Raw genomic sequence first — 25,351 nt, forward strand, 5'->3', positions numbered from 1 at the left:
CGAGATACCTTCGTGTATGTCTTCTCCCGGCTCACCGTCAGAAATGACCGGTAAACCAGGCTTTCATGCGCTCAAACAGCGTGGGTGCATCTTCACCCTTAAGCGCCGGCGCCCGCCCCAGATCCATCTGGCGGAAGCCATGGATCAACAACCCAACGCCCGTGGCGTAGATGGGGTTGTTGACTACCTCCGTCATCCCGGAGACCGCCTGCGGACAGGCCAGCCTTACCGGCATGTGGAAGATCTCTTCCGCCAGTTCCACTACGCCTTCCATGGTGGAGGAACCGCCGGTAATCACGATGCCGGCCGGGATCAGGTCTTCGAATCCCGAACGGCGAAGCTCAGACTGCACCAGGGTAAACAGCTCTTCGTAACGCGGCTCCACCACCTCGGCGAGCGCCTGGCGGGACAGATCCCGCGGCGCCCGGTCGCCCACACTGGGCACCTTGATGGTTTCATCCGCGCCGGCCAGCTGAGTCAAGGCGCAGGCGTACTTGATCTTGATTTCCTCGGCATTCTGCGTCGGTGTCCGCAACGCCATGGCGATGTCGTTGGTCACCTGGTCACCGGCAATGGGAATCACTGCTGTATGGCGGATCGCGCCACCGGTGAACACTGCGATATCAGTGGTTCCGCCGCCAATATCCACCACGCAGACACCCAGTTCCTTTTCATCTTCCGTGAGGATGGCGTGGCTGGACGCCAACTGCTCCAGGATGATGTCGTCGACTTCCAGTCCGCAGCGTTTGACACACTTATCGATGTTCTGAGCGGCGTTCACTGCACAGGTCACCAGATGTACTTTGGCTTCCAGACGCACACCGGACATGCCCATCGGCTCCTTGATGCCTTCCTGGCTGTCGATAACGAACTCCTGGGGCAGAATGTGGAGGATCTTCTGGTCCGCCGGGATCGCAACCGCCTGAGCTGCATCAATGACACGATCTATGTCCGCCTGAGTTACTTCCCTGTCACGGATCGCCACAATGCCATGAGAGTTAAGACTCTTGATGTGGCTTCCGGCGATACCCGCATAGACGGAGTGAATACGGCAGCCCGCCATCAGCTCAGCTTCTTCCACCGCGCGCTGAATGGCCTGGACCGTGGTTTCGATGTTGACCACCACTCCACGCTTGAGCCCACGGGATGGGTTGGAGCCGATGCCCACCACCTCAATGGTCCCGTCCATTTTACGTTTGCCGACAATCGCAACCACTTTCGAGGTTCCGATATCGAGGCCGACAATCATGTTTTCCGTTTCATCCGATGACATGTATTCCACCAAACCGTAGGTCTGAATTTAGCGTTGCTATGATTTTGTCCGCGAGGCCGTCTCTGCCGGCTTCCACTGAACCGCCACCCCATTGCTGTAGCGGGCATCCACCCGTCTGACTTCGTCTGAGCGCGATGCCAGCCGTTCCTGATAAACCGTGACAAAGCGTTCAAAACGCGCCTCAACCTGATCTCTGCCCAGAACCACTTCAATGCCGTTGGCAAGGGTCAGTGTCCAGGCACCGCGCTGCTCAAGGCTCAGCCCGGCAAATCCGAGATTGTGGCCTGTGAGCGTATCCGACATGATCCTTGCCATATTGATCACTTCCTTCACGCGCTCGTCCGGTCCGGCCAACCGAGGCAGTCGGCCGGCTACTTCGGGGTTGGGCGGAGTAAACAACTCCCCGTTACGGCTCACCAGCCGATTGCTGTTCCAATACGCCAGCGGCTTTTTCTCACGAATCTCGATCTGAAGACGGTCGGGCCAGGCGCGCTTGACCGCTGCCGACTCCACCCACGGGCGCTGTTCCAGGCTTTCCTTGATGTCAGAAAGATCCGTGGCAAAAAAACTCCGGCCAATCCACTTGCCGGCACTACGCTCCAGAGCCGTCCGGTTCTCACCTACCAACGAGCCCTTCACATCGATAGCCATTACCTGGCGATCCATGGCACCCAACACCTCACTGGTTCCCCAGGGCACCAATGCCGCTAACAGGACAATACCCGCGCCCATCACTGCCTGCCCCCAAGGTACAGCAGCCAACACGGCCTTCAGCAAACCAAACCGGTCCCTATCCGGCCCAAGAGAGGTCGCTCCCCTGCGCTTCGGTGGGTCGGACGGTACCGCCCGGCTCCGGATCAGCAGCTTTTCAAGCATCGCCTGCCTCCAACGTGTCCATGAGGATCCTCACCACCAGTTCCTCGAAGCTGATACCGGCCGCCCGAGCCGACATGGGCACCAGGCTGTGGTCCGTCATTCCCGGGACCGTGTTCACTTCCAGAATCCAGAACTCACCCTGGCGGTCCTGCATAATGTCTACCCGGCCCCAGGTTCGGCAGCCCAGCACCCGGAACGCATCCAGCGCCAGATGCTGGAGCTTCAGCTCGCTGTCCGGGTCCAGCCCACAGGGGATCTGGTAGCGGGTGTCGTCGGCCAGGTACTTGGCGTCGTAGTCGTAGAAAACGTGATCCGTGCTCAAACCAATGGCCGGCAGCGCCTGATCCTGCAAAAGGCTGACGGTAAATTCCGGGCCTTCAATCCATTCTTCGACAAGTACCAGAGGGTCCAGTGCGGCCGCCTGCGTATAGGCTTCAACCAACTCCTGCTCACTGTTCACCTTGCGAATGCCAATGCTGGAGCCTTCCCGCGAGGGTTTTACGCTCAACGGTAACGACAGCGACTGTAATAGGCTGTCGGCTTCCTCCACGGAACCCATGGCACGGAACTTCGGGGTTGGCAGGCCACAGCCCTCGAACACGTATTTGCTACGCAGCTTGTCCATGGCCAGTGCAGAGGCCAGCACATCACTTCCCGTAAAGGGAATACCAGCCTGAGACAGGATGGCCTGAATCGTGCCGTCTTCCCCGCCGCGCCCGTGCAGGGCAATAAAAACCCGGTCAAACTCTGGCTCTTCCACGGTTTTCAGCAAACAACCGCGCACATCCACGGCATAGGCATCGACTCCGGCGGATACCAGCGCCGACAGTACGGCCTGCCCGCTTTTCAGTGACACTTCACGCTCGGCGGAATCACCGCCCATGAGGACCGCCACCCGCCCCAATGCCTTCAGCGTCTCCGGATCGGCCTGATACCCTTGTGAATCCACAGTCTTGGCCATCTCACTCATCCGCAATCACTCCCGCGGCTGCCAGTCGCGCAGCCACTCCGCCTATATCACCCGCGCCCTGTGTAATCAGCAGATCGCCGTCCTGTAACGTGTTGGCAAGCAGGGCTTCGACCTCTCCGTTTTCTTCCACAAAAAGCGGCTCCACGCTGCCTCGCTGCCGCAGGCTGCGACACAATGCACGGCCATCCGCACCCGGTATCGCCGGCTCACCCGCCGAATACACGTCCATCAGCAAGAGTCCATCCACGTCCGAAAGTACCCTGACAAAGTCCTCGTAGAGATCCCGGGTTCGGGTGTAGCGGTGAGGCTGATAAAGCATGACCAATCGGCGATCAGGCCAGGCATCACGGGCAGCTCGAATAACGGCCTCCACCTCCGTGGGGTGGTGCCCATAGTCATCGATCAGGGTGACAACGCCCTTGCGGGTGTTGTAATCGCCGTAGACCTGGAAACGACGTCCCACCCCTGCAAAACCTGCGAGACCACTACAGATGGCGGCATCGTCCACACCTTCGTCGGTGGCCACGGCAATGGCCGCCAGGGCATTGAGTACGTTGTGGCGGCCCGGCATTTTCAGTTCCACATCCAGATCACTGCGACCACCCGGGCGGCGAACGACAAATCGTGTCCGCAGGCCATCGGATTCGATGTTTTCGGCCCGATAGTCAGAGTCCGGATTGTCGATGCCATAGGTAATGATGGCGCGAGAGATTCTCGGGATGATTTCCTGCACGAAGTCGTCATCCACACACATCACCGCAACGCCGTAAAATGGCAAATTGTGGAGGAAGTCCACGAACGTCTGCTTCAGACGCCCAACATCGCCGCCATAGGTGTCCATATGGTCGGCTTCAATGTTGGTCACCACCGAGATCACCGGCGTCAGGTGCAGGAAAGAGGCATCGCTTTCGTCGGCCTCGGCTACCAGGTAGCGGGAACCACCAAGTTGCGCGTTGGTTCCGGCGCTATTGAGCTTGCCACCAATCACAAACGTGGGATCCAGGCCAGCCTCACCCAAAACCGATGCAATGAGGCTGGTGGTGGTTGTTTTGCCGTGAGTGCCTGCCACAGCAATGCCATGGCGATAGCGCATGATTTCCGCCAGCATTTCTGCACGGGGCACGATCGGCACCCGTCGGTTACGGGCCGCCGATACTTCTGGGTTATCACTTGTTACCGCAGACGACACCACAACAACGTCAGCACTGGCGCTGTTTTCCTCACGATGGCCGATGAATACCTCAACACCCATGCCGGTAAGCCGGTCGGTAACCGCACTCTCACGAATGTCAGAGCCCGACACATCGTAGCCCTGGTTCTTCAGTACCTCGGCAATACCGCTCATGCCAGCGCCACCGATCCCCACAAAATGAATATTGCGGATACGGCGCATCTCGGGCACCTGATAGACCAGCGGGGGATTTGTGGATTCAGCCATTTGCGGCCTCCAAACAGTAGTTCACGACTCTCTCCGTTGCATCGGGGCGAGCCAGCGTCTTCGCGGCCTTCGCCATGTCCAAAATCCGGCAGCGGTCCTTGCCGAGATCGGTCAGGGTTTCCGCCAGTAGATCAGCCGACAGCTTTGGTTGCGGGATCAGTATGGCGCCTTTCGCGTTAACCATTTGCTGTGCGTTCCGGGTCTGGTGGTCGTCCACCGCATGGGGAAACGGCACCAGAACAGCGCCTATGCCGGCGACACACAACTCAGAAACGGTGAGTGCTCCAGACCGGCAGAGCACAATGTCAGCCCAGCCATAGGCCTCTGCCATATCCTTGATAAACGGCTCCACCGATGCGTCCACACTGTGGTCACGGTAGGCATCACCGGCTTCCTCAATATTCCTCTCGCCACATTGGTGGCGTACCGTCGGCCGTTCGGCCTCCGGCATCTGAGCCAACGCCGCTGGCAGCGTGCGATTAAACACCTGGGCACCAAGGCTGCCACCTACCACAAGCAACCGCAGTGCGCCCGCCCGACCGGACATCCTCTGATCGGGTTCGGCGAGCTCGGCCAGGTCCTGCCTGACCGGGTTGCCAGTACAGCGGGTGACCACATTTGTGCCGTAGCTCCCGGGAAAAGCCTCCAACACGGTATGGGCAAAGCGCACCAGGATGCGGTTGGTCATTCCAGCAATGGCATTCTGTTCGTGGATCACCAGCGGCACCCGGTTCAGCCAGGCAGACAAGCCGCCGGGGCCAGTCACAAAGCCGCCCATGCCAATAACACAATGTGGACGGATGGCACGAACGATCGTAAAGGCCTGCCCCAGAGCACGCATCAGCCGGAATGGTGCCGTCAACAAAGCCAGACGACCCTTGCCCCGAAGCCCGGAGACCTGGATCAGCGACAGCGGTATATCGGTTTCGCCGATCAATCGCTCTTCCATACCACCACGAGAACCCAGCCAGAAAACCTCATGGCCTTTGTCCTGCAGTTGTCTCGCCGTCGCCAGCGCAGGGAAAACATGGCCACCCGTACCACCAGCCATCATTAGAAAGCGCCGCTTATCAGTCATAAACCGCACCTCCCCTGGCCGCCGGTTTACGGGTCTTCTCGCTGGCCAGCTTTTCGCGGTCCAGCCGTTCCATCTCCACCCGTGCCAGAACACCAATGCAGACAGCGGTAATCATCAGGCTTGAACCGCCATAGCTTACAAGCGGCAAGGTCAATCCCTTGGTGGGTAGAAGGCCGGTACTGACCGCCATGTTGATACCTGCCTGCAAACCAATCAGCAGAGTAATGCCGTAGGAGAAACACGCAGCGAATGGCATGTCCGCTTTCTCGGCCCTTCTGGCAATCACGAACCCTGTCACCACCAGCACGGTGAACAGACCCAACACCATCAGCGACCCCAACAACCCGAACTCTTCAGCAATGATCGCGAAGATAAAGTCAGTGTGAGCTTCCGGCAGATAGAACAGTTTCTGTACCGAATTACCCAGCCCGGTGCCTGCCCAGTCTCCACGACCGAACGCAATCAACGACTGGGTAAGCTGGTAACCGGTATCAAACTGGTCTTTCCAGGGGTCGAGATAGCTCACAACCCGCTTCAAGCGATAGGGTTGAGTAAGTATCAGCGCCGCTCCCATCACCACCAATACGCCGATCAGCGGCATAAAGCGGCTAAGCCGAACGCCACTGAGGAAAATCATGCCGGCTGATGCGGCGACAAGAACCACCGTGGCACCAAAATCCGGTTCGATAACCAACAACACCGAGGCAATACCAAGTACGCCCAGGGGCTTGAGAAATCCGGGCCAGGTGTTCAACAACTCATCCCGACGACGCACCACGTATCCGGCCAGGTAGGCAATCAGGCAGAGCTTGGCAATTTCCGACACCTGGACATTGAACAAACCGAACGAAATCCAGCGGGTGGAGCCATTCACGGTACGCCCGAGTGGCGTCAGCACCAGAAGCAGGGACAGCAAACCGACCCCGAGCAGCAACCACCCGCTACGCTCCCACCAGGAAATCGGCACGTTGACGGCGATAAGCGCAAGCACGCAGCCAATACCGGCGAAAATAAGCTGACGGATCACATAGTGGTAACTGTTGCCCATGGTTTCCGCCGCCATGTCCATGGACGCGGAGGAGATCATCACAATCCCCATGACCAGCAACGCAGCGGAACTGATAATCAGTAGTGGCAGCGGGCGCAGGTCGCGAAACAGGCCGTGATGGCTGGTTAGGGACAGATCAGCGTGCATCACAGCCCCTCCACCTGTTTACGAAAACGATCGCCACGATCTTCATAGTCACGGAACATGTCAAAACTGGCACAGGCTGGCGATAACAGTACCCGGTCACCCGGCTGGGCCAGACTATTCGCCTTCTGGACAGCGTCTGCGATGTCAGCGGCATTGATCGTCTCAACCCGATTACCCAGGGCCGCAGCGATGATTCCGGCATCGGCGCCGATCAGTACAACCGCGCGACAATGAGTTGACACGGGTTCAGAGAGCAAGGAGAAATCAGCGCCCTTGCCTTCACCACCGGCAATCAACACGATCTTCCCACCCGCTGGCACCAGACTTTCAATGGCGGCGGCCGTCGCTCCCACATTGGTGCCCTTGGAGTCGTTGATGTAGTCGACATCACTCACCCGCCGAACGAATTCGCACCGGTGCGGCAGCCCCTTGAAACGCTTGGCAGTTTCCAGCATTACGTCCATCGGTAATCCGGCAGCGTGTCCAAGTGCCAATGCCGCCATCACATTGCTGATATTGTGCTGGCCCATCAGGCCCAATTCCTCGGCCAACAGCAGGTTGTCAAAACCGAAGGTAATCCAGGTGCCTTCGTCGTCATCTCGAGTACTGAACGTATCCGGGTTAACACGGTGAAAACCGAAACACAGGAACCGGAGGTTGTCCCTCGCCATGGGCGTGCTCAGGGCATCGTCCAGATTGACCACGGCGTTCTGACAGCCGTTGAAAATCCGTTGTTTGGCCTGGAAATAGGCCATTTTGTCCGGATAGCGATCCATGTGATCATCGCTGACGTTCAGCACCGTGGCCGCCAGGGCATTCAGTTCCCGGGTGGTTTCGAGCTGGAAGCTCGATAACTCCAAAACATAGAGATCGGCACCGCGACCCAGCAGCTCCAGCGCCGGAGTGCCGATATTGCCGCCGACTTCCACGCGGCGGCCAGCGGCCCTGGCCATCTCTCCGGCCAGCGTGGTCACCGTGGTCTTGCCATTGGAACCGGTAATGGCAATGATCGGCGCATCCGCAGCTTCGGAAAACAGATCAATGTCACCGCGAATGACCGCCCCTTTATCGGCCGCACCGCGAATAGCAGGTTCGGCAACGCTGATCCCGGGGCTGACCACCAGTTCGTTAAAACCAGCAAACAGCTCTACATCAAACTCACCCAGGTAAACGGGCAGGTCCGGCCATTTCGCCCTGAGCTGGTCCAGGCCAGGCGGTGACAGGCGGCTGTCAGCCACGGCAACGTCGCGGCCTTTTTCGCACAGATAGCGCACGCAGGAGAGCCCGGTTTTACCGAGCCCTACAACCAGCGTTCGACGATCTGAAACGATGACACCCATGGTGCTTTACTTCCCTATCTCAGTTTCAGGCTGGCCAGGCCAACCAGTACCAGAACGACAGTGACAACCCAGAAGCGCACGATAACGCGCGGCTCCGGCCAGCCCTTCAGTTCAAAATGATGATGCAGCGGCGCCATGCGGAATATCCGCCGGCCGGTAAGCCGGAAGGACGCCACCTGCAGAATCACGGAGACGGTTTCCATAACAAACACGCCGCCCATGATGAACAATACGATTTCCTGCCGTACGATCACCGCCACAACACCCAGCGCCGCGCCAAGAGCAAGCGCGCCCACATCGCCCATGAACACCTGGGCGGGATAGGTGTTGAACCAAAGAAACCCCAGCCCCGCACCCACCAGCGCGCCACAGAACACAATCAACTCACCGGTTCCAGGCAAATGAGGAATCAACAGGTAATCGGCGAACTGCGCATGGCCAGACACGTAAGCAAAGATGCCCAGGGCCGCTGCTACCATGACCGTTGGCATAATAGCCAGGCCGTCGAGTCCATCGGTCAGATTCACCGCATTGCTGCTACCCACAATCACGAAGTAACTCAACAAAATGAACAACACTGGCCCCAGGGTCAGCGACACATTCTTGAAAAATGGCACGTAGAGCGACGTTTCCTGAGGCAGTGCGGAACTCATGAACAGCACTACCGCCGCTGTCGCTCCGATCACTGACTGCCAGAAATATTTCCAGCGAGCGGGTAGCCCCCTAGGATTGCGCTCTACCACTTTGCGATAGTCGTCCACCCAGCCAATCGCACCGAACAAAAGCGTGACCAGAATCGCCACCCAGACATACCGATTGCTCAGGTCCGCCCACAACAATGAGCTGACCCCCACAGCCACCAGAATGAGCGCGCCACCCATGGTCGGCGTGCCGGCTTTGCTCAGGTGCGTTTGCGGGCCATCGTCACGAACCGCCTGGCCAATCTGATACTGGCTGAGTTTACGAATCATCACCGGGCCAATCAGCAGGGAGATCAGCAGTGCAGTCAACACACCAAAGATCCCCCTGACGGTCAGGTACTGGAAAACCGTCAGCGCGGAAAAGTACTGTGAAAGAGCCTCTGTCAGCCAGAGCAGCATGCGTTACCCACCTTTTCTTTTATTCCCTCCACCACGCGATCCATGGCGGAACTGCGAGAACCCTTGACCAGTACCGTCTGCGATTCGGCAGGCCCCTCAAACAGACGACGTACCGCGTCGTCGTGGCTCGCACACACCTCAGCGGCGTCTCCGAAACCTTCAACATATCCTTCACAACCAGCACCCACGGCGAGGAGTCTTTCGATGCCCCTCGCCCTGGCGAACTCACCAACCTCTCGGTGCAGCGCCAGATTGTCCTGCCCTAATTCAGCCATCGCCCCCAATACCGCCACACGGCTGGCAGAGCGTGCCGCCAACACATCCAAAGCAGCTTTCATGGAGGCTGGGTTGGCGTTATAGCTATCGTCGATGACAGTCAGTTGCGGTGTCAGCGCCATCATTTGCAGGCGCCCCTTTACCGGTTTCAGAGCCGCCAGCCCCGCCTTTATCGCCTCATTATCGGCACCCAGCTCGCGCGCAGCGGCAATCGCCAGTAATGCATTGGCAATATTGTGCTCACCCTGCAGGGAAAGCCTGATGTCACACGACCAACCGTCCGGCCCCTGTGCGCGAAACATCCGGACATCGCCATCGCTGCGTATATCTTTGGGGACGTAATCAGCCCCCTCACTTGCCCGGCCACTGACACCTGCGACCCGACGCTGGCCCGCCCGCTGACGCCATTGATCGAAGGCCGGATCGTCACGATTCAGAATCACAAGACCGGTTTCTGGCGCGCCATCAATAATTTCACCCTTCGCACGCACCACGTTGTCATAGCCGCCAAACCCTTCCAGGTGCGCCTGCCCGGCATTGGTGAGGATGACAACCTCCGGCCGAACAATGTTGACGGTGTGGGCAATTTCCCCCAGAGCGCTGGCGCCAAGCTCTATCGCGCCCAACTGGTGCTCCGGCGACAGCCTGAACAGTGTCAGGGGAACGCCAATATGGTTATTGAGGTTGCCTTCGGTGGCGAGGGTATTGCCCACCTGCGAAAGAATGGCAGCCACCATTTCACGCACCGTGGTCTTGCCACTGCTGCCGGTGATCGCCACAAAACGTGCGGTGCTGGCATTTCGGTTGGCCAGTGCCAAGTCTGCCAATGCACCTATTGTGTCCGAAACCCGTACCTGCGGAAGGGCCAGATTCGGGTCTGCCTGGTCTACAACGGCAGCCACAGCTCCAGCCTGCTCTGCCACGGCCAGATAATCATGCCCGTCGAAGTTTTCACCTCGAAGGGCCACGAACACGTCTCCGCTGGCGATTCGGCGCGTGTCGGTCGAGACACCCTGAAACATCACGCCGTCCAGATCACCAACGGCCAAAGTGCCGCCAAGCCAGTTGACGGCCTCGGCCAGCGCGAAGGGCCGCATCATGCGACACCTCCATTCAGCGACAGCGCATGCCGAACCTGCTCAGCATCGCTGAACGGAAATCTTTGGCCCGCCACTTCCTGCCACGCCTCATGGCCCTTTCCGGCAATCAGTACAATGTCCCCGGCCACGGCAGAATGAATGGCCTGGCGAATTGCCTCTGCGCGATCATGGATAACCGCAACCTGGTCCGGATACTCAAACCCAGCGATGATGTCGGAGGTAATGGCATCCGGATTTTCACTGCGCGGATTGTCGTCCGTCACGATCACGACATCGGCCCCTTTCTCCGCTTCCCTGGCCATCTCCGGACGCTTGCCGGTGTCGCGGTCGCCGCCACAGCCGAATACACAGAAGAGCCGCCCGCCAACATGAGGACGCAAGGCGGCAAGTGCACTGTTCAGGGCGTCCGGGGTATGGGCGTAATCCACAACAACACGCACATCGTTACTGCCCGCGAAGGGCTCCAGCCGTCCCGGTGGGGGCGACAACCGCTCAACCGCTTGCTGAACCCGCTCTACCGGCACACCCAGGCTGAGCACGGCCGCCATGGCTGCAAGAATATTGCTGACGTTAAAGCTCCCCAACACCCGGGCGGATATGTCAAGCCTCCCCCAAAGCCCGTCCACACTAGCGCTGAACCCGTCAATGGAGGGTGCAAACTCTGTCAGCCAGAGCTCGGTCTGGGCCTCATGAAGGCTATAGCGGACACGGTCGCATTTGCCGTCAAGTTGCTCATAGAGTTGCCTGCCAAACGGATCATCGAAATTGATAACGGCAAAATGCAGCTCCTCACTATGAAAAAGACGGGCCTTTGCGGCTCCATAAGCTTCCATGGAACCGTGGTAGTCCAGATGATCCCGGGTAAGGTTGGTGAACACTGCACCGGTCATGGTCAGGTTATCGACCCGCCCCTGCTCGAGAGCATGTGAAGAGACTTCCATCGCTGCTGCGCGTCCGCTTTGGGCAATGATTTTTGACAGCACTCGATTTACCTGCACGACATCCGGCGTGGTGTGTGCACCTTCCTGCAGCGCACCGGGCATGCCATAGCCGAGGGTGCCGATAACGCCGCAAGGGGTACCGGTCTCCTGTAGCAATGTCGCCAAGTAGTGGCTTACCGAGGTTTTGCCATTGGTTCCAGTAACGCCAATCAGACGCAATCGCTGGGAGGGATGCTCGAAAAACCGATCCGCGATCTTCCCGAGGTGCGCACGCAACGTCGTCACCGGCACGATAAGAACACCGTCATGCTCGTAGCATTCATCTGGCTGCGCTGACTCCAGCAGAATTACCGTCGCACCCGCACCGATCGCCTGTTCGATGTAGTGGTCGGCGGGCGTTCGGGCACCGGCCAGGGCAACAAATGCATCGCCCGCCCTAACGTCACGGCTGTTGGTCTTCAGGCCGTGGATTGTGACATCAAACACCGACGGTACCGGTGCGATTCCCTGCAACAATGTGCTGAGTGATGTAATACACATAACCCTAACCCCGCTCCCCGGATGCCTGACGCGGCGCTTTTGCCTCGCCCAGTTCCAGTTCCGGCTTTACGTTCAGCAGCCGCAATGCATCCCCCATTACTCGGGCGAATACGGGCGCGGCCACTTCGCCACCGTAGTATTCACCGGACTGGGGGGCATCGACAGCCACAACCGTGACAATCCGCGGATTGTCGATAGGAGCCATACCGGCAAATATTGCCTTGTACTGGCTGTCTTCATATCCGTTCTTGCCCACCAGGTGCACCGTCCCGGTTTTGCCGCCGGCAGAATAGAACCCTGGTTGAGCGCGCTTTCCAGTACCGTTCTCGACCACCTCTCGCAACATTTCCCTGATCTGGAATGAGACTTCTTCGGAAAGAACTCGTTCCCCAACGGGTTTTTCATCGGCCTTCAACAGACTCAGCGGGTAGCGGATTCCGCCATTGGCCAGGACCATGTATGCCTGCGCCAGTTGAAGCGCGTTAACGCTCATGCCATACCCATAAGACAGGGTTGCTTCTTCGACAGCGCGCCACTTTGGTGGTGCTGGCAGCACGCCAACGGCTTCACCGGGGAACCCGATACCGGTTGGCTGGCCAAGCCCCAGGCGGGCATAAAGATCGCGGATCGTGTCACCCCCCAATTCGGTGGCAATCTTGCTGATGCCGACGTTGCTCGATTTTGCAATCACGTCAGTCAGGCTGATCACTCCATAATTCCGGTGATCACGAATCGTGAAACGACCAAAGCGCCGGTATCCAGGCGCCGTGTCTATAGTGCTGGAAGCCTTGAACTTCCCCGACTCCAGCGCTGCCGCCATGGAAACGGGTTTCATCGTGGAACCCGGCTCAAACAGATCGGTAATGGCCTTGTTCCGTAAACGGTCGGGGCTCAGCTGGCTGCGGTCGTTGGGGTTATAGGAGCCCTGGTTCACCATGGCCAACACCTCACCGGTGTCCACGTCCAGCATCACCAGAGTGCCGCCCCTGGCATCGTGCGCGCCGACCACAGCTTTCAACTCCCGATAGGCCAGATACTGGAGCCGCAAATCAATGCTGAGTTCCAGGTTGCGACCAGGCTTCGCGTCCCGGATCAACGTCAGATCCTTGATCACACGACCACGGTTATCCTTGAGCACCCGCTTGCGACCGCTTTCACCGCTTAGCCACTGGTTGTAGGCCAGCTCGATGCCTTCCTGACCATTCTCATCAATGTTCGTGAACCCGACCACGTGAGCCGTCACCTCACCAGCAGGATAGTAGCGACGATACTCTTGGCGGCTGTACACGCCCGGAACGCCCATTGCCAGCACTTGTCGTGCAATCTCTGGCTGAAGCTTACGGCGCAAGTAAATGAACTCCCTGCCTGAATACTTACGCAACCGTTCCCGAAGCCTGGCCTCTTGTAGCCCCAACAGACGTGCGACGTTAATCAGTCGCGGCTCATCTGCGTCGATTTCGGATGGATTCGCCCAGATGGTCTGGACTGGCGTACTCACTGCCAGCGACTCGCCGTGCCGGTCCGTCACCACGCCACGATGGGCATCGATGCTTTCCACCCGAATGGTGCGCACATCGCCCTGCTTACGCAGAAACTCGTTGTCCACCACATGCAGATCCACCAACCGCCAGGCAAGGGCACCGACGACCAGCAGAAAAACACCCAACACGGTGCCGTACCGCCAGGCTTCAAGCCCGGCAGCCAGTCGCTGGCCCCATGTTGCTGTCTTTCCCCGGTCCGACACTGTCTTCACCTTGCGGTTTGTTGTTTTCGCTTAACGCGACCCGACGAGCGGCGCCATCAAAGGCACCAGAACGATATCCTGCTTGCCCGGCACGACCATCCCGAAGCGCTCGGAGGCCAACTGTTCTACCCGTCCGTGGGCGCTCAGAGCACTCTGCTCCAGCAGCAACTGACTCCATTCACGCTGGTAGTTGTCCCGCTGCTCCTGCAGTTGAGACAAGGAGTTAAACAATTCACGGTTCTCATGGGCACTGACAACAACGCCCAACGAGGACACAATCAACAGCATCACCAGACCCACGGTGATCAACACGCGCTTCTGCTGAAGTGCGGCAAAGACCTGGTGCGACAATCTGACCGCAGTGGCGACACCGTCCCTGACTCGCCTTCTATTCAGTCGCGCTGTTTTTGTTGGCTGTTCAATAGCTACCGCGCCCATGACTACGCGCTCCCTGACTTGTGTTGTTCCGGTATCCGTTCAAGTACACGCATAACCGCGCTCCTCGCCCGCACGTTGTCGCTCACTTCTTCTGTATCAGCCTTATTCGCCTTGCCGATCAACCGGAATGCCGATGCTTCCTGCTCCGCCGTCACCGGCACACCTTTAGGCAGCCTCGGCCCACGAGCCAGATCCCGCATGAAGCGCTTGACCAGCCGGTCCTCTAACGAATGGAAGCTTATGACCACCAGCCTTCCACCGGGCATCAGCTTTTCAACCGCCGCTTTAAGCCCGACCTCCAGGTCTTCCAGCTCCCGGTTAATGAAAATCCGGATTGCCTGGAACGTCCGGGTAGCCGGATGCTTGTGTTTCTCTTTTTTAGGCACCGCCTCACTGACCAGTGACGCCAGCTGATGCGTGGTTTCCAGGGGCGCTTCCTTGCGTCGCTCCACAACAAGACGAGCGATACGGCGGGAAAACTTCTCCTCGCCGTATCGCCAGATGACATTCGCGATGTCTTTTTCGTCCGCCTCGGCCAACCATTGCGCCGCACTTGGCGCCTGCCCGGGGTCCATTCTCATATCCAACGGCCCATCGCGCATAAAGCTGAACCCCCTGGCGGCATCGTCCAGCTGCGGGGATGAAACACCAAGATCCAGCAAAACACCATTAACCTTCATCCACCCCTGGGCTTCAGCGGCGACACCCAGTTCGGCAAACGAACCGTGAAACGGCTGGAACCGAGCATCGCTCGCCGACAGGTCACGGGCCACCTGAATTGCGTCCGGATCCTTGTCGATGCCCAGAACCTTTCCGCCCTGCCCGAGCCGCCCCAGAATCAGCCGGCTGTGACCTCCGCGACCAAAGGTGCCATCGACATAAACGCCATCTGGATCGTTGACCAACAAGTCCACCGCCGAGTCCAGGAGCACGGAACGATGCCGGTACTGACCGGCAGGCTCATGCCCGCGGCCGGTTGTCATAGCGACAACGCCTCCATCTCCGGCGGCATCTCGTCTTCATCCGATGACTCGTCAAGCCAAGCAAACCAGCGCTCTTCGCTCCACAACTCCAACTTCTTGCCCTGACCAATCAGCATCAATTTCTTCTCCAGGCGCGCATAACTGCGCAGCGTGGGTGGCACAAGGATGCGCCCCGCCGAGTCCAGCTCCAAAGGCGTGGCATGACCCAACAGCAGTCGCTGCAACCTGCGGGCAGCCTTATTCATATTGGGAAGCGCTTCAATTTGTGGCCTTAATGCCTCCCACTGCGGTTCCGGATACATCAGCAAACAGCGCTCTTCATCGGCGTTGGCCGTCAATACAATGCGACCACTGCAGGCGTGTGCGAGCTCTTCGCGCACCCTGGCGGGGATCGCCAAGCGACCCTTCGCATCCATATTGATGGCATGACTGCCAAGAAAATTGCTCATTTGCATCAATTCCGGGGTTTAGAAACCACAAATAACCACTAGAAACCACTTTTTCCCACTTGTGCACACTATAGAAACACGCAATACACAATGCAAGCGCCGCGAACAGCGCCACACCCGTAAAAGTTCCTTTTACGACAAGAGGTTACAGAACAAGATTGGCTAAAAGCTGGAGATTACGGAAAAGAAAAACCTAAAAATCAATCACCTGCAGTCAGTTCTGAAGATGGCAAGTGAACTCTAAGATTTTTTGGCTATAAAAGCTTGCTGGTGAGAATGACAAATGTCACATCAAGCGGAGAAATAAAAATGAGCTCGCCGGTAAGCCGGGTTCTGTCTGGGACAGTCATTCATCTAGGGCCTGCGTCACCGCAGGCCTCAAGCGACCTACCCGAATCCAGCGCGGGCCGCGCCATAGGATTCCTATTTGGTCTTGCTCCAGGTGGGGTTTACCATCGCCGTGAACTGTTGCCAGTCACGCGGTGCGCTCTTACCGCACCGTTTCACCCTTACCGGTGCCCGCGAACATGTCACGGCCACTTAGGCGGTATACTTTCTGTTGCACTTTCCGTCGGCTCGCGCCGCCCAGGCGTTACCTGGCACCTTGCCCTGTGGAGCCCGGACTTTCCTCCCCCGGTAAAACCGGCGGCGACTGTCTGGCGAGCTCGGGCGAGACCATACTCCAGCCTGCAGCGGCAGGCAAGAAAAACCGCGAACCAGCGACTTCCTGAGATCAGGCCTTCAGAGACAACGCTCGCTGATACAGCTCATTCTTGGAGATTCCGGTTAACTCAGATGCCAACTTCGCCGCCTTTTTCACCGGCAACTCTGTCAGCAGCAACGCCAACACCCGGTCCGCCTCTGCCGACCCCACCGACAACTCCTCTGCGCTAGCGCCACGCACCATCACCACGAATTCGCCACGACTGCCATGGGGGTCCGCCTCCAGAGTTTGCCTGACATGGGCCGCCGCCCCTGCGTAGAAAGTCTCGAACGTTTTGGTCAGCTCCCGGGCCAGCACGAGCTCTCGCTCTGCTCCCATCACCTCCGCAATATCCCCCACCGTATCGACAATACGGTGGGGCGACTCGTAAAACACCAATGTAGCGGATTCCCTCGCCAGGCGGTCCAGGGCAGCCCTGCGCGCTCCGGACTTGGAGGGCAGAAAACCCTCGAACAAAAACCGATCCGTCGGCAGCCCTGCCGCGCTCAACGCCGAAATAAGCGCACAGGCACCAGGCACCGGAGTAATCCGATAACCCCGAGCCCGAGCCTCCCTTACCAGCACAAAACCCGGATCAGAGATCAGCGGAGTCCCCGCATCGGAAATCAGAGCCACGTCCTGGCCTGCTGCAAGCTTGTCCAGAACCTGGCCAGCCCTGTCCCTCTCGTTATGTTCGTGCAAGGCCATCATTGGCTTGCTGATACCCAGATGCTGCAGAAGCCGACCACTGTGCCGGGTATCCTCGGCGGCGATCACCGCCACCCGCGACAAAACAGCCACAGCCCTGGGAGACAGATCGTCCAGGTTGCCAATCGGTGTGGCAACGATATACAGGGTGCCAGCCTGTTCTGGCAGCTCGCTTTCTGATTTCACACATTCCTCTCTTCGCCCCCTGCGCATGACACCAACGTCATGTGAATTCACGCGGGAGCTGTTAAACTTGCGGCCTGATAAATCAAACCATTATTGGGAAGCCCGGCGGGCACCAGGGCTCCCGGCATCATGCCGCCGATTACCCGGCGCCACAAGCGTAATAACCCGGAGTATTGTGAGCCAGCCATGACCAAAGACTGCCAGAATCTGAAAACCGTCACCATCCTCCTGGCCATGACGGTGCTGTTTGCGGGTTGCGCAAGCGTGAACCTTGAATCATACGTTGCCAAAACCGCCGGAGAAGCCCTTGAAGTCGCTGCCAGCGAAACCAATCAGCAGAATGCACAGGCTTACCTGTTGAAAGCGGCGGACAGATTCCAGGGCCAAAACGATCACCGGGCTGCCAGAAAGCTGCTTCAGAGCGAGCAGTTCTCGCCTGCCACGGAGGCCACAGAAAACCAACGGCTTCTGCTGGCCATGGCCAGCGCCACTGCGCTCGAGGACGGAGGTTGGGCGAAAAACATTGTTTCAGACATTGAGCCAGATCATTTCCTTAATTATGAAAGAAGCCTGATCAACCGCGCTGCAAGACTGCAGGAACAAACCTATCGGCTAGCCGGGGACAACCTCGCGGCAGCCATTACCCTGATCCTGCTGTCCGGAGCAGACACGAATGCCAATACACAAACGGTCCATGACGACATCTGGAAGAACCTGAAACAGGCCTCCGACACCCAGCTCGCCGACAGGGAAGGCCGCGCCATTGGCTATGAAGCCCAGGGCTGGCTTGAACTGGCCGGCATTCTGCGGCAGCCGGGCGTCAATCTGGACGAACAGGGAAGGATGATCCGCAGCTGGCGAAATAACTGGCCCGACCACCCCGCCGCCGGTGTTTTACCTGCTGAACTGAAATTGATTGCAAGCCTCGCAGAAAGCCGGCCCGAAAGAATCACCCTGGCATTGCCCCTCAGCGGACCATTATCGAGTGCGGGCGCAGCCATCCGCGATGGTTTCTTCGCCGCATACTACGAGGACAAATCGGCGGAGCGCGGAAAAATCAGCATTCGAGTCGTCGACACCTCGGATCAGAACTTTCGCTCGCTTTATGACGAACTGACTAAAGAGGAACAGGATCTGATCGTCGGCCCCCTGGAAAAAGAGTCCCTGGCAGCACTCACAGACATGTCGACTCTGCCTGTACCGGTTCTGGGCCTAAACTATCTGCCACGGGATGCCACCGCCCCCGATGGACTCTACCAATTCGGGCTTTCGGCAGAAGACGAAGCCAGGCAGATTGCCAATCGCCTTGACGCAGAAGGTATCGACCAGATTCTTGTGCTAATCCCCACGGGCAACTGGGGAGACCGACTGGAAAACGCCCTACTTGACCAACTGGCACAAAACGGAGGCATCGCCCTCGATATTGAACGCTATTTCCGCGAGGACAATCTCCGCGACGTCACCGCCGACCTGCTTGGCATCAAAGTATCCCGCGACCGGGCCATAGATGTTGAACGCACTGCCGGCATTAACGTTGAATTCGAACCCCGGCGGCGCCAGGATGCCGACGGCATCGTTATGGTCGCTGAGCCAACCATCGCACGGCAGTTCAAACCATTATTCGCCTTCTATTTTGGCGGCGAGCTGCCGGTATACTCACCCTCCATGGTCTACGAGGGTAATCCGGATCCGTCACGGGACCGGGACTTGAACGGAGTCATCTTTACCGACACGCCTTGGGTTCTTGAGAAGAAGAACCGCTTTCGCGATATCGTCAAGGAAGCCATGCCCGATGTCCGGGGTCAGCTCGGCCGCCTGTTCGCCATGGGGGCGGACGCCTGGAATCTGAGCAAACGACTACCACTGCTGAGACAGGTTGATGGCGCCACGATAGACGGCCAGACCGGGGTATTGACCATGGACCCCCAAGGCAGCATTCACCGGGAACAACTCTGGGCCCGATTCAGCGAAGGAACGCCAGAGCAACTGCCACCACTGGAACCCGAAGAGAGAGAACTGGACGCCTCAGGCACAGGAAGCCCCTCCAACCCGAATTAACAATCAGGACACCTTATGCCATGGATGGCAGCACAGGAACACGAAAAGCCACCGGGGATCATGCCGAAGGAGTTGCCGCGCGCTACCTCCAGACCAGGGGCGTCACCATACTGGCACGCAACGTATTCAGTCGCGGAGGCGAAATCGACCTCATCGGCAGGGACAATGATGTACTGGTTTTCTTCGAGGTGCGGTACCGCGGAAGTGGCAGCCTGACCGGTGCGGCCGAATCCGTCACCACCACCAAGCAAAGGCGCATTGTCCGCGCCGCTTCGTTCTACCTCCACAAGCATGGACTGTGGAATGCAAACGCAAGAATTGACGTAATCGCAATCGCACCGGGCGAACGCAAAAAATACCGGATACAATGGATTAAAAACGCCATTCAGGTCTGACTATGACGGATACCGAACAACAGATAAACCAGTGGTTTGCCAACCATATGGAACACACGGCCCACGCCGCCAGCCTAACGGCGCCTGCGATCGAAAGGGCCTCGGACGCACTGGTCAACACGCTACTGAATGATGGCAAAATCATTACCTGCGCCAACGGCAACGCCAACGTACTGACACAATACTTCTGCACGGCTCTGCTCAACCGCTTTGAACATGACCGACCGGCACTGCCCGCCATCAATCTGGGAGCGGATGCGACCACCTACTCAGCAATCTGTCGCGACAATCGCTTCAATGACACCTTCTCAAGACAGGTTCGCGCTATTGGCAAAGCCAGCGATCTGCTCCTGGTCATTGTGGACGATGGCCACAAGGCCAACCTGATCCAGGCCATACAGGCAGCGCACGACAGGGAAATGAATGTGGTTGTACTGAGCGCCAAGGAAAAAACAGACATCACCTCGCTGCTTCATCCGGAGGACCATGAAATAGCCCTGGATAACCTTTCCCCAACGGCAGCAACGCCTATCCTGCTGGTGATTATTAACGCCTTGTGCGGGCTGATCGACGAAAAACTGTTCGGCGGATAAACAAAAAAGCCAGCTGTTAGGAACAGCTGGCTTTTTTGACGCCCTGAAACCTCCCTCTCACGACAATGCTACTTCACGACCTTAAGAGTTGGCCGACCACTTGGCCGATCTCCACCTTGACCGCTATCACCACTGCCATTCTCGGAGTCCTTGCCGCCAGGTCCTTCCGGATCAGGAGAGCCCGGTTCGCTACCGAAGACCATACCCTCACCGTTCTCCTTTGCGTAAACCGCCATGACAGCCTGCAGAGGGATAAAGACCTGCATGGGCACACCGCCAAAACGCGCACTGAACTCCAGGGCACCATTACCAATCACCAGACCACGTACGGCCCCAGGACTGATATTGAGCACGATCTGCCCATTGGCAACATGCTCAGTCGGAACCTGAACGCCCTGCACCCCCGCGTCCACCACGATGTACGGCGTGCAGTCATTGTCGAGGATCCACTCGTTGAATGCCCGAACGAGGTAGGGACGGCTTGATGTCATCGTTATCTTACTATCAGGCACTGCCTTTCTCCTGAACCGGTTTCAGGCGCTGCATATCAGTTACGAATATCTTCTTCCAGGTCCGATAGGCTCGCCTTAAAGCCTTCACGACTGAATATGCTTTCCATGTACTTTTGAAGCGGCTTCGCCTGCTTTTCATTCAGTTCAATGCCCAGCGACGGCAAGCGCCACAGAATCGGAGCAATGCAGCAGTCCACAATTGTGAACTCTTCTGACAGGAAAAAGGGCATTTCACCGAACAACGGTGCCGTGGCCAGCAAACTTTCGCGAAGCTCTTTTCGAGCTGCTTCCGATGCCTTCGCGTTGGGCTGAGCCAGAATCTGATCCACCAACCCACACCAGTCTTTCTGGATGCGGTGGATCATCAGGCGACTGTTCGCCCGTGCCACAGGATACACTGGAAGCAATGGCGGATGCGGAAAACGCTCGTCCAGATACTCCATCATGATATTTGGCTCGTAGAGCACAAGGTCACGATCCACCAACGTCGGCAGGGCATTGTACGGATTCAGGTCAGCCAACTCTCCAGGCGGGTTATCCGGATCAACGTTCACGACGTCAACCGTTACCCCCTTCTCTGCCAGCACAATGCGGACTCTGTGGCTGTAATGACTGGCCGGGTCCGAGAAAAACGTCATTGATGACCGCTTGGTCACAACGCCCATAGAACTACCTCACGATTTGACTAACCGAATTGATCCTGAAAAACGCAAAAATCCAGCGGGCCGGCTATTGCCCGCTGGAACTCAGGGACAGGAATTATACCTGAAATCTCAGTGTACGTCCTTCCAGTACTCGCGATTAAGCAGGTAGGCAAAGATAAAGAAAATCGCCACGAAGATCAGTACGAACATACCCAGCCTTTCACGCTCAACCTTTACCGGGTCACCCATGTAAGACATGAAATTGGTCAGGTCGTACATAGCCCGGTTGAACTCCGCTGGGTCCATGGACCCTTCGGTTTCCCATTCCGGGCAAACGTCGGCATTGCGAACATCGCCGCTGAGAGGATCAACACTCGCACCCTCACCGATTCTCGGCTCAACCGCACACAACCCCTGCATACCGATCAACACATGGGGCATACCAACATTTTCAAAGACCACGTTATTCACACCCAGCGGACGACTTTCATCCTTATAAAAGCCACGAAGATAGGAATAGATCCAGTCTTCACCGCGAAGACGCGACTCCAGCGTAAGGTCTGGTGGCGGAGCACCGAACCAACTCGCAGCCATTTCCTTGCTCATGGAATTCTTCATGAGCTCACCGATCTTTGCACCAGTGAAAATCAGATTTTCCTCGTAAAGCTCGGCGGGAATACCCAGATCATCCGATACACGTTTATATCGCGCATACTCCATGGAGTGACACCCCATGCAGTAGTTGGTGAAAAGGGCCGCACCGCGCTGGAGCGACGCATTGTTGGTATGGTCCGGCTCCATGGTATCAAGCGGCACGGACGCCCCCGCTGCCAGCCCGAGAGCCGGCAGGATCGCTATGAAAAGACCAACTATCAGCTTTCTCATCATCCTGTCACCCTCTCTGGAACTGGCTTTGTTTTCTCCATGCGCGTGTAGAACGGCATGAGAATAAAATAGAGGAAGTAGAACGTTGTCAGGATCTGGGCAACCGTCGTGCGGCCTTCAGTGGCCGGAACAATGCCGAGATATCCCAGGACAATGAAGCTGATGGCGAAAATCGTCAGAGCGATCTTGCTCAACCAGCCTTTGTAGCGCATTGAGCGCACCGGACTTCTATCCAGCCAGGGCAAAACAAACAGAATGGCGATAGCCGCGCCCATCACAACAACACCCCAGAACTTCGCGTCCAGGCCGAAGAGATCAATGGTCACCGCCCGCAACATGGCGTAGAACGGCGTGAAGTACCATACCGGCGCTATGTGGTCGGGCGTCTTGAGGGCGTTGGCCGGCTCAAAATTCGGCTTTTCAATGAACAACCCCCCCATCTCGGGGAAGAAGAAGACCACAATAAAGAAGATGAAGAAGAAAACACCCACACCCAAAAGATCATGCACCGTGTAATAGGGATGGAACGGTATACCATCTTTGGGAATGCCGTTTTCGTCCTTATTCTTCTTGATATCGATACCGTCGGGGTTATTGGACCCCACTTCGTGCAGAGCGAGAATGTGCAGCACCACCAAACCAAGTAGAACGATTGGTAATGCGACCACGTGCAATGCGAAGAATCGGTTCAGGGTAATACCAGAGATCAGATAGTCACCACGGATCCACAGCGACAGATCATCACCAATCACCGGAATTGCACCAAACAGGTTTACGATAACCTGTGCACCCCAGTAGGACATCTGGCCCCAGGGCAGCAGATAGCCCATAAATGCTTCGGCCATCAGAACCAGGTAAATCAGCATACCGAAGATCCAGATCAGCTCGCGCGGCTTTTGATAAGAGCCGTACATCAAGCCACGGAACATGTGGAGATAAACCACCACGAAGAACGCAGAAGCGCCGGTGGAATGCAGGTATCGAAGCAACCACCCCCACTCAACATCGCGCATGATGTATTCAACCGACGCGAAGGCACCTTCTGCCGTGGGGTTATAGCTCATGGTCAGCCAGATGCCGGTCACAAGCTGGTTTACCAGCACAAGCATCGCCAGCGAACCAAAGAAATACCACATGTTGAAGTTCTTGGGCGCGTAATACTTGCCAACGTGCTTGTTCCACGCATCGACAATTGGAAGACGCTCGTCTACCCAGTTCACTAACTTGTTCATTATGCGGCCCCCTCAGGATCCAGACCGACGGTCAGGGTGTTCTCGTCGTCAAAGCGATAGGGAGGCACCTGAAGATTCGCGGGTGCCGGCATATTCGGATAGACACGCCCGGCAAGATCGTAACGGGAGCCGTGACACGCGCAATAGAAGCCGCCGAGCCAGTTTTCCCCGAGATCGGCTGGAGCAACTTCTGGCCTAAATTGGGGAGAGCAACCCAGATGGGTACAGATACCAACGAGAACAGCGTATTCGTCCTTGATTGCCCGGAGCTCGCCTTCGATGTAGGCAGGTTGATCCGCTTCCTTGGAAAGAGGATCCTTCACCTGATCATTCAGCTCGAGAATGTTTTCGTTCATCTCTTCGGTGCGGCGAACAACCCACACCGGCTTACCGCGCCATTTGACGGTCATTTGCTGACCTGGCTCCAGTTTACTGACATTGACGGTGACCGGTGCACCGGCTGCTTCCGCTTTGGCACTGGGATTCCAGGATGCTACGAAAGGCACGGCCGCACCGACGACGCCGACACCACCCACCACAGACGTGGCACCGATCAGAAATCGGCGCCTGCCTTGGCTCACGTCGCCATTACTCATTATGGTTATCTCCCATCAGGCGACATACAGCCCTGCTTACAGGGAAACTGCACATCGAAAAGGACTTCTCTCAACCTAAAATTATAAGCGCTCAAATGGTAATGAAATTACCCTGTCCTTACAAGTCGGAAAGGCTTTGAGCCGGGCCATTACCTGACTCAGACCTGTTCTAAACTGACTTTCCAGACAACAAAAAACCCGGCCAACGGGCCGGGTTTTTTCGGATCTGCTCCAGCGGCTTTTAACGCTTGGAGAACTGAGGACGCTTACGCGCCTTCCGCAGACCAACTTTCTTACGCTCCACTTCACGAGCGTCACGGGTAACGTAACCCGCTTTGCGCAGCGCAGGGCGCAGCGTTTCATCGTAATCCATCAGGGCGCGAGTCAGGCCGTGACGAATAGCGCCCGCCTGCCCACTGATACCACCACCCTTAACAGTGATATTGATATCAAAACGATCCGTAGATTCAGCAACCACCAGGGGCTGACGAACAATCATTCGCAGAGTCTCGCGACCGAAAAACTGCTCAATGGAGCGACCGTTGATAGAGATGTTACCGCTTCCCGGCTTGATGAAAACCCGAGCCGTGGATGTCTTGCGGCGACCAGTACCGTAATTTTGTGCTACAGACATATCCGCCTTCCGTTAAATGTCGAGTTCTTTGGGCTGCTGGGCTGCATGAGGATGCTCAGCGCCGGCATAAATTTTCAGCTTCTTGAACATGGCACGGCCAAGCGGGCCATTCGGAAGCATGCCTTTAACAGACTTCTGGATGATTTGCTCAGGAGCCTTGTCGACCAGCTTCTCGAAGTTGATGGACTTGATTCCACCCGGAAAGCCGGTGTGACTGTAGTACATCTTGTCAAATGCTTTTTTGCCGGTAACCCGTACCTGACTGGCATTGATAACCACAATGTAATCACCAGTGTCGACGTGAGGGGTGTACTCAGGCTTATGCTTGCCCCGCAGACGACGGGCGATTTCAGTTGACAGACGACCCAGCGTCTTGCCGGCTGCGTCTACAACGTACCAGTCACGTGTTACTGTTTCTGGTTTCGCACTCAGAGTCTTCATTGATTCCGCCTTGAACGCTATAT

At 57.3% G+C, this 25,351-nt stretch carries 25 protein-coding genes and 1 other RNA gene; 3 read left to right on the forward strand and 23 right to left on the reverse strand.

Features of this window, described 5'->3' with window-relative positions; genetic code table 11:
* Positions 1-37: 37 nt before the first annotated feature.
* The 16 genes from ftsA to rsmI form a co-directional block, all read right to left on the reverse strand.
* Entirely contained in the window at positions 38-1,273 is a 1,236-nt protein-coding gene (ftsA, locus tag AC0B60_RS19405; RefSeq protein WP_465087528.1) for a cell division protein FtsA, read from the reverse strand.
* A gap of 36 nt (positions 1,274-1,309) precedes the next feature.
* A complete protein-coding gene (locus AC0B60_RS19410) occupies positions 1,310-2,149 on the reverse strand; it encodes a cell division protein FtsQ/DivIB (RefSeq protein WP_465087529.1) in 840 nt (279 codons plus the stop codon).
* Positions 2,142-3,119: a D-alanine--D-alanine ligase gene (locus AC0B60_RS19415; RefSeq protein ID WP_465087530.1), complete on the reverse strand. Its 978-nt coding sequence runs from the start codon at positions 3,117-3,119 to the stop codon at positions 2,142-2,144. Before AC0B60_RS19415 ends, AC0B60_RS19410 begins: the two co-directional genes overlap by 8 nt.
* The gene (gene murC, locus AC0B60_RS19420) at positions 3,112-4,557 is read right to left on the reverse strand and encodes a UDP-N-acetylmuramate--L-alanine ligase (RefSeq protein WP_465087531.1); all 1,446 of its coding nucleotides are present in this window, start codon (positions 4,555-4,557) and stop codon (positions 3,112-3,114) included. The genes AC0B60_RS19415 and murC overlap by 8 nt, the downstream gene beginning before the upstream one ends.
* On the reverse strand, positions 4,550-5,635 hold the full coding sequence (gene murG / locus AC0B60_RS19425; RefSeq protein WP_465087532.1) for an undecaprenyldiphospho-muramoylpentapeptide beta-N-acetylglucosaminyltransferase: 1,086 nt from the start codon (positions 5,633-5,635) through the stop codon (positions 4,550-4,552). The genes murC and murG overlap by 8 nt, the downstream gene beginning before the upstream one ends.
* Complete coding sequence (gene ftsW / locus AC0B60_RS19430) at positions 5,628-6,830, reverse strand: putative lipid II flippase FtsW (RefSeq protein ID WP_465087533.1); 1,203 nt, start codon at positions 6,828-6,830, stop codon at positions 5,628-5,630. The genes murG and ftsW overlap by 8 nt, the downstream gene beginning before the upstream one ends.
* A complete protein-coding gene (gene murD, locus AC0B60_RS19435) occupies positions 6,830-8,170 on the reverse strand; it encodes a UDP-N-acetylmuramoyl-L-alanine--D-glutamate ligase (protein WP_465087534.1) in 1,341 nt (446 codons plus the stop codon). The genes ftsW and murD overlap by 1 nt, the downstream gene beginning before the upstream one ends.
* A gap of 14 nt (positions 8,171-8,184) precedes the next feature.
* Positions 8,185-9,270: a phospho-N-acetylmuramoyl-pentapeptide-transferase gene (mraY, locus tag AC0B60_RS19440; RefSeq protein ID WP_007154581.1), complete on the reverse strand. Its 1,086-nt coding sequence runs from the start codon at positions 9,268-9,270 to the stop codon at positions 8,185-8,187.
* Positions 9,255-10,646 (reverse strand): UDP-N-acetylmuramoyl-tripeptide--D-alanyl-D-alanine ligase, encoded by a 1,392-nt coding sequence (locus AC0B60_RS19445; protein WP_465087535.1) that lies wholly within the window; start codon positions 10,644-10,646, stop codon positions 9,255-9,257. The genes mraY and AC0B60_RS19445 overlap by 16 nt, the downstream gene beginning before the upstream one ends.
* Complete coding sequence (locus AC0B60_RS19450) at positions 10,643-12,127, reverse strand: UDP-N-acetylmuramoyl-L-alanyl-D-glutamate--2,6-diaminopimelate ligase (RefSeq protein WP_465087536.1); 1,485 nt, start codon at positions 12,125-12,127, stop codon at positions 10,643-10,645. The genes AC0B60_RS19445 and AC0B60_RS19450 overlap by 4 nt, the downstream gene beginning before the upstream one ends.
* 4 nt (positions 12,128-12,131) lie before the next feature.
* On the reverse strand, positions 12,132-13,871 hold the full coding sequence (locus tag AC0B60_RS19455; protein WP_465087537.1) for a peptidoglycan D,D-transpeptidase FtsI family protein: 1,740 nt from the start codon (positions 13,869-13,871) through the stop codon (positions 12,132-12,134).
* 30 nt (positions 13,872-13,901) lie between these two features.
* The gene (gene ftsL / locus AC0B60_RS19460) at positions 13,902-14,309 is read right to left on the reverse strand and encodes a cell division protein FtsL (protein ID WP_465087538.1); all 408 of its coding nucleotides are present in this window, start codon (positions 14,307-14,309) and stop codon (positions 13,902-13,904) included.
* A gap of 2 nt (positions 14,310-14,311) precedes the next feature.
* Complete coding sequence (rsmH, locus tag AC0B60_RS19465; RefSeq protein WP_465087539.1) at positions 14,312-15,292, reverse strand: 16S rRNA (cytosine(1402)-N(4))-methyltransferase RsmH; 981 nt, start codon at positions 15,290-15,292, stop codon at positions 14,312-14,314.
* Entirely contained in the window at positions 15,289-15,741 is a 453-nt protein-coding gene (mraZ, locus tag AC0B60_RS19470; protein WP_007154587.1) for a division/cell wall cluster transcriptional repressor MraZ, read from the reverse strand. The genes rsmH and mraZ overlap by 4 nt, the downstream gene beginning before the upstream one ends.
* A 306-nt stretch (positions 15,742-16,047) precedes the next feature.
* An RNA gene (gene rnpB / locus AC0B60_RS19475) (RNase P RNA component class A) lies at positions 16,048-16,409 on the reverse strand.
* Positions 16,410-16,474: 65 nt separating this feature from the next.
* Positions 16,475-17,365, reverse strand: coding sequence for a 16S rRNA (cytidine(1402)-2'-O)-methyltransferase (rsmI, locus tag AC0B60_RS19480; protein ID WP_465087553.1), 891 nt, complete (start codon positions 17,363-17,365; stop codon positions 16,475-16,477).
* 102 nt (positions 17,366-17,467) lie between these two features.
* Between rsmI and AC0B60_RS19485 the strand changes: the two genes are divergently transcribed.
* Genes AC0B60_RS19485 through AC0B60_RS19495 form a run of 3 tightly spaced genes read left to right on the forward strand, consistent with a single transcriptional unit; the run spans position 17,468 to position 20,384 of the window.
* Positions 17,468-19,396, forward strand: a complete 1,929-nt coding sequence (locus AC0B60_RS19485; protein ID WP_465087540.1) for a penicillin-binding protein activator — start codon at positions 17,468-17,470, stop codon at positions 19,394-19,396.
* A 20-nt stretch (positions 19,397-19,416) separates the two neighbouring features.
* Positions 19,417-19,791: a YraN family protein gene (locus tag AC0B60_RS19490; protein ID WP_465087541.1), complete on the forward strand. Its 375-nt coding sequence runs from the start codon at positions 19,417-19,419 to the stop codon at positions 19,789-19,791.
* A gap of 2 nt (positions 19,792-19,793) precedes the next feature.
* Positions 19,794-20,384 (forward strand): SIS domain-containing protein, encoded by a 591-nt coding sequence (locus tag AC0B60_RS19495; protein ID WP_465087542.1) that lies wholly within the window; start codon positions 19,794-19,796, stop codon positions 20,382-20,384.
* Positions 20,385-20,452: 68 nt separating this feature from the next.
* On the opposite strand, the gene AC0B60_RS19500 is transcribed toward AC0B60_RS19495, so the two are convergent.
* From AC0B60_RS19500 to rplM, 7 genes are all read right to left on the reverse strand, one after another.
* Positions 20,453-20,875, reverse strand: a complete 423-nt coding sequence (locus tag AC0B60_RS19500) for a ClpXP protease specificity-enhancing factor (protein WP_465087554.1) — start codon at positions 20,873-20,875, stop codon at positions 20,453-20,455.
* A 56-nt stretch (positions 20,876-20,931) separates the two neighbouring features.
* A complete protein-coding gene (locus AC0B60_RS19505) occupies positions 20,932-21,561 on the reverse strand; it encodes a glutathione S-transferase N-terminal domain-containing protein (protein ID WP_465087543.1) in 630 nt (209 codons plus the stop codon).
* Between the two features lie 108 nt (positions 21,562-21,669).
* Entirely contained in the window at positions 21,670-22,425 is a 756-nt protein-coding gene (locus AC0B60_RS19510) for a cytochrome c1 (protein WP_465087544.1), read from the reverse strand.
* Complete coding sequence (locus tag AC0B60_RS19515; RefSeq protein WP_465087545.1) at positions 22,425-23,657, reverse strand: cytochrome b; 1,233 nt, start codon at positions 23,655-23,657, stop codon at positions 22,425-22,427. The genes AC0B60_RS19510 and AC0B60_RS19515 overlap by 1 nt, the downstream gene beginning before the upstream one ends.
* Complete coding sequence (petA, locus tag AC0B60_RS19520; RefSeq protein WP_286748554.1) at positions 23,657-24,253, reverse strand: ubiquinol-cytochrome c reductase iron-sulfur subunit; 597 nt, start codon at positions 24,251-24,253, stop codon at positions 23,657-23,659. Before petA ends, AC0B60_RS19515 begins: the two co-directional genes overlap by 1 nt.
* Before the next feature lie 241 nt (positions 24,254-24,494).
* Positions 24,495-24,887 carry a 30S ribosomal protein S9 gene (gene rpsI, locus AC0B60_RS19525; RefSeq protein WP_007154597.1) on the reverse strand — a complete coding sequence of 131 codons (393 nt, stop codon included), beginning with the start codon at positions 24,885-24,887 and terminating at the stop codon, positions 24,495-24,497.
* 12 nt (positions 24,888-24,899) lie between these two features.
* A complete protein-coding gene (gene rplM / locus AC0B60_RS19530; protein WP_007154598.1) occupies positions 24,900-25,328 on the reverse strand; it encodes a 50S ribosomal protein L13 in 429 nt (142 codons plus the stop codon).
* Positions 25,329-25,351: the final 23 nt, after the last annotated feature.

It is taken from the genome of Marinobacter sp. V34, from assembly GCF_055524115.1.

Excerpts from the sequence above, each read along its gene's own strand:
- AC0B60_RS19485 (WP_465087540.1), top strand. The coding sequence starts at position 17,468 with ATGCCGCCGATTACCCGGCGCCACAAGCGTAATAACCCGGAGTATTGT.
- AC0B60_RS19510 (WP_465087544.1), bottom strand. The coding sequence starts at position 22,425 with ATGAGAAAGCTGATAGTTGGTCTTTTCATAGCGATCCTGCCGGCTCTC.
- rsmI (WP_465087553.1), bottom strand. The coding sequence starts at position 17,365 with ATGCGCAGGGGGCGAAGAGAGGAATGTGTGAAATCAGAAAGCGAGCTG.
- mraZ (WP_007154587.1), bottom strand. The coding sequence starts at position 15,741 with ATGAGCAATTTTCTTGGCAGTCATGCCATCAATATGGATGCGAAGGGT.
- ftsL (WP_465087538.1), bottom strand. The coding sequence starts at position 14,309 with ATGGGCGCGGTAGCTATTGAACAGCCAACAAAAACAGCGCGACTGAAT.
- ftsA (WP_465087528.1), bottom strand. The coding sequence starts at position 1,273 with ATGTCATCGGATGAAACGGAAAACATGATTGTCGGCCTCGATATCGGA.
- murC (WP_465087531.1), bottom strand. The coding sequence starts at position 4,557 with ATGGCTGAATCCACAAATCCCCCGCTGGTCTATCAGGTGCCCGAGATG.
- rpsI (WP_007154597.1), bottom strand. The coding sequence starts at position 24,887 with ATGTCTGTAGCACAAAATTACGGTACTGGTCGCCGCAAGACATCCACG.
- rsmH (WP_465087539.1), bottom strand. The coding sequence starts at position 15,292 with ATGACAACCGGCCGCGGGCATGAGCCTGCCGGTCAGTACCGGCATCGT.
- murD (WP_465087534.1), bottom strand. The coding sequence starts at position 8,170 with ATGGGTGTCATCGTTTCAGATCGTCGAACGCTGGTTGTAGGGCTCGGT.
- AC0B60_RS19515 (WP_465087545.1), bottom strand. The coding sequence starts at position 23,657 with ATGAACAAGTTAGTGAACTGGGTAGACGAGCGTCTTCCAATTGTCGAT.
- AC0B60_RS19500 (WP_465087554.1), bottom strand. The coding sequence starts at position 20,875 with ATGACATCAAGCCGTCCCTACCTCGTTCGGGCATTCAACGAGTGGATC.
- AC0B60_RS19445 (WP_465087535.1), bottom strand. The coding sequence starts at position 10,646 with ATGATGCGGCCCTTCGCGCTGGCCGAGGCCGTCAACTGGCTTGGCGGC.
- petA (WP_286748554.1), bottom strand. The coding sequence starts at position 24,253 with ATGAGTAATGGCGACGTGAGCCAAGGCAGGCGCCGATTTCTGATCGGT.
- AC0B60_RS19490 (WP_465087541.1), top strand. The coding sequence starts at position 19,417 with ATGGATGGCAGCACAGGAACACGAAAAGCCACCGGGGATCATGCCGAA.
- AC0B60_RS19450 (WP_465087536.1), bottom strand. The coding sequence starts at position 12,127 with ATGTGTATTACATCACTCAGCACATTGTTGCAGGGAATCGCACCGGTA.
- AC0B60_RS19410 (WP_465087529.1), bottom strand. The coding sequence starts at position 2,149 with ATGCTTGAAAAGCTGCTGATCCGGAGCCGGGCGGTACCGTCCGACCCA.
- rplM (WP_007154598.1), bottom strand. The coding sequence starts at position 25,328 with ATGAAGACTCTGAGTGCGAAACCAGAAACAGTAACACGTGACTGGTAC.
- mraY (WP_007154581.1), bottom strand. The coding sequence starts at position 9,270 with ATGCTGCTCTGGCTGACAGAGGCTCTTTCACAGTACTTTTCCGCGCTG.
- ftsW (WP_465087533.1), bottom strand. The coding sequence starts at position 6,830 with ATGCACGCTGATCTGTCCCTAACCAGCCATCACGGCCTGTTTCGCGAC.
- AC0B60_RS19505 (WP_465087543.1), bottom strand. The coding sequence starts at position 21,561 with ATGGGCGTTGTGACCAAGCGGTCATCAATGACGTTTTTCTCGGACCCG.
- AC0B60_RS19495 (WP_465087542.1), top strand. The coding sequence starts at position 19,794 with ATGACGGATACCGAACAACAGATAAACCAGTGGTTTGCCAACCATATG.
- murG (WP_465087532.1), bottom strand. The coding sequence starts at position 5,635 with ATGACTGATAAGCGGCGCTTTCTAATGATGGCTGGTGGTACGGGTGGC.
- AC0B60_RS19415 (WP_465087530.1), bottom strand. The coding sequence starts at position 3,119 with ATGAGTGAGATGGCCAAGACTGTGGATTCACAAGGGTATCAGGCCGAT.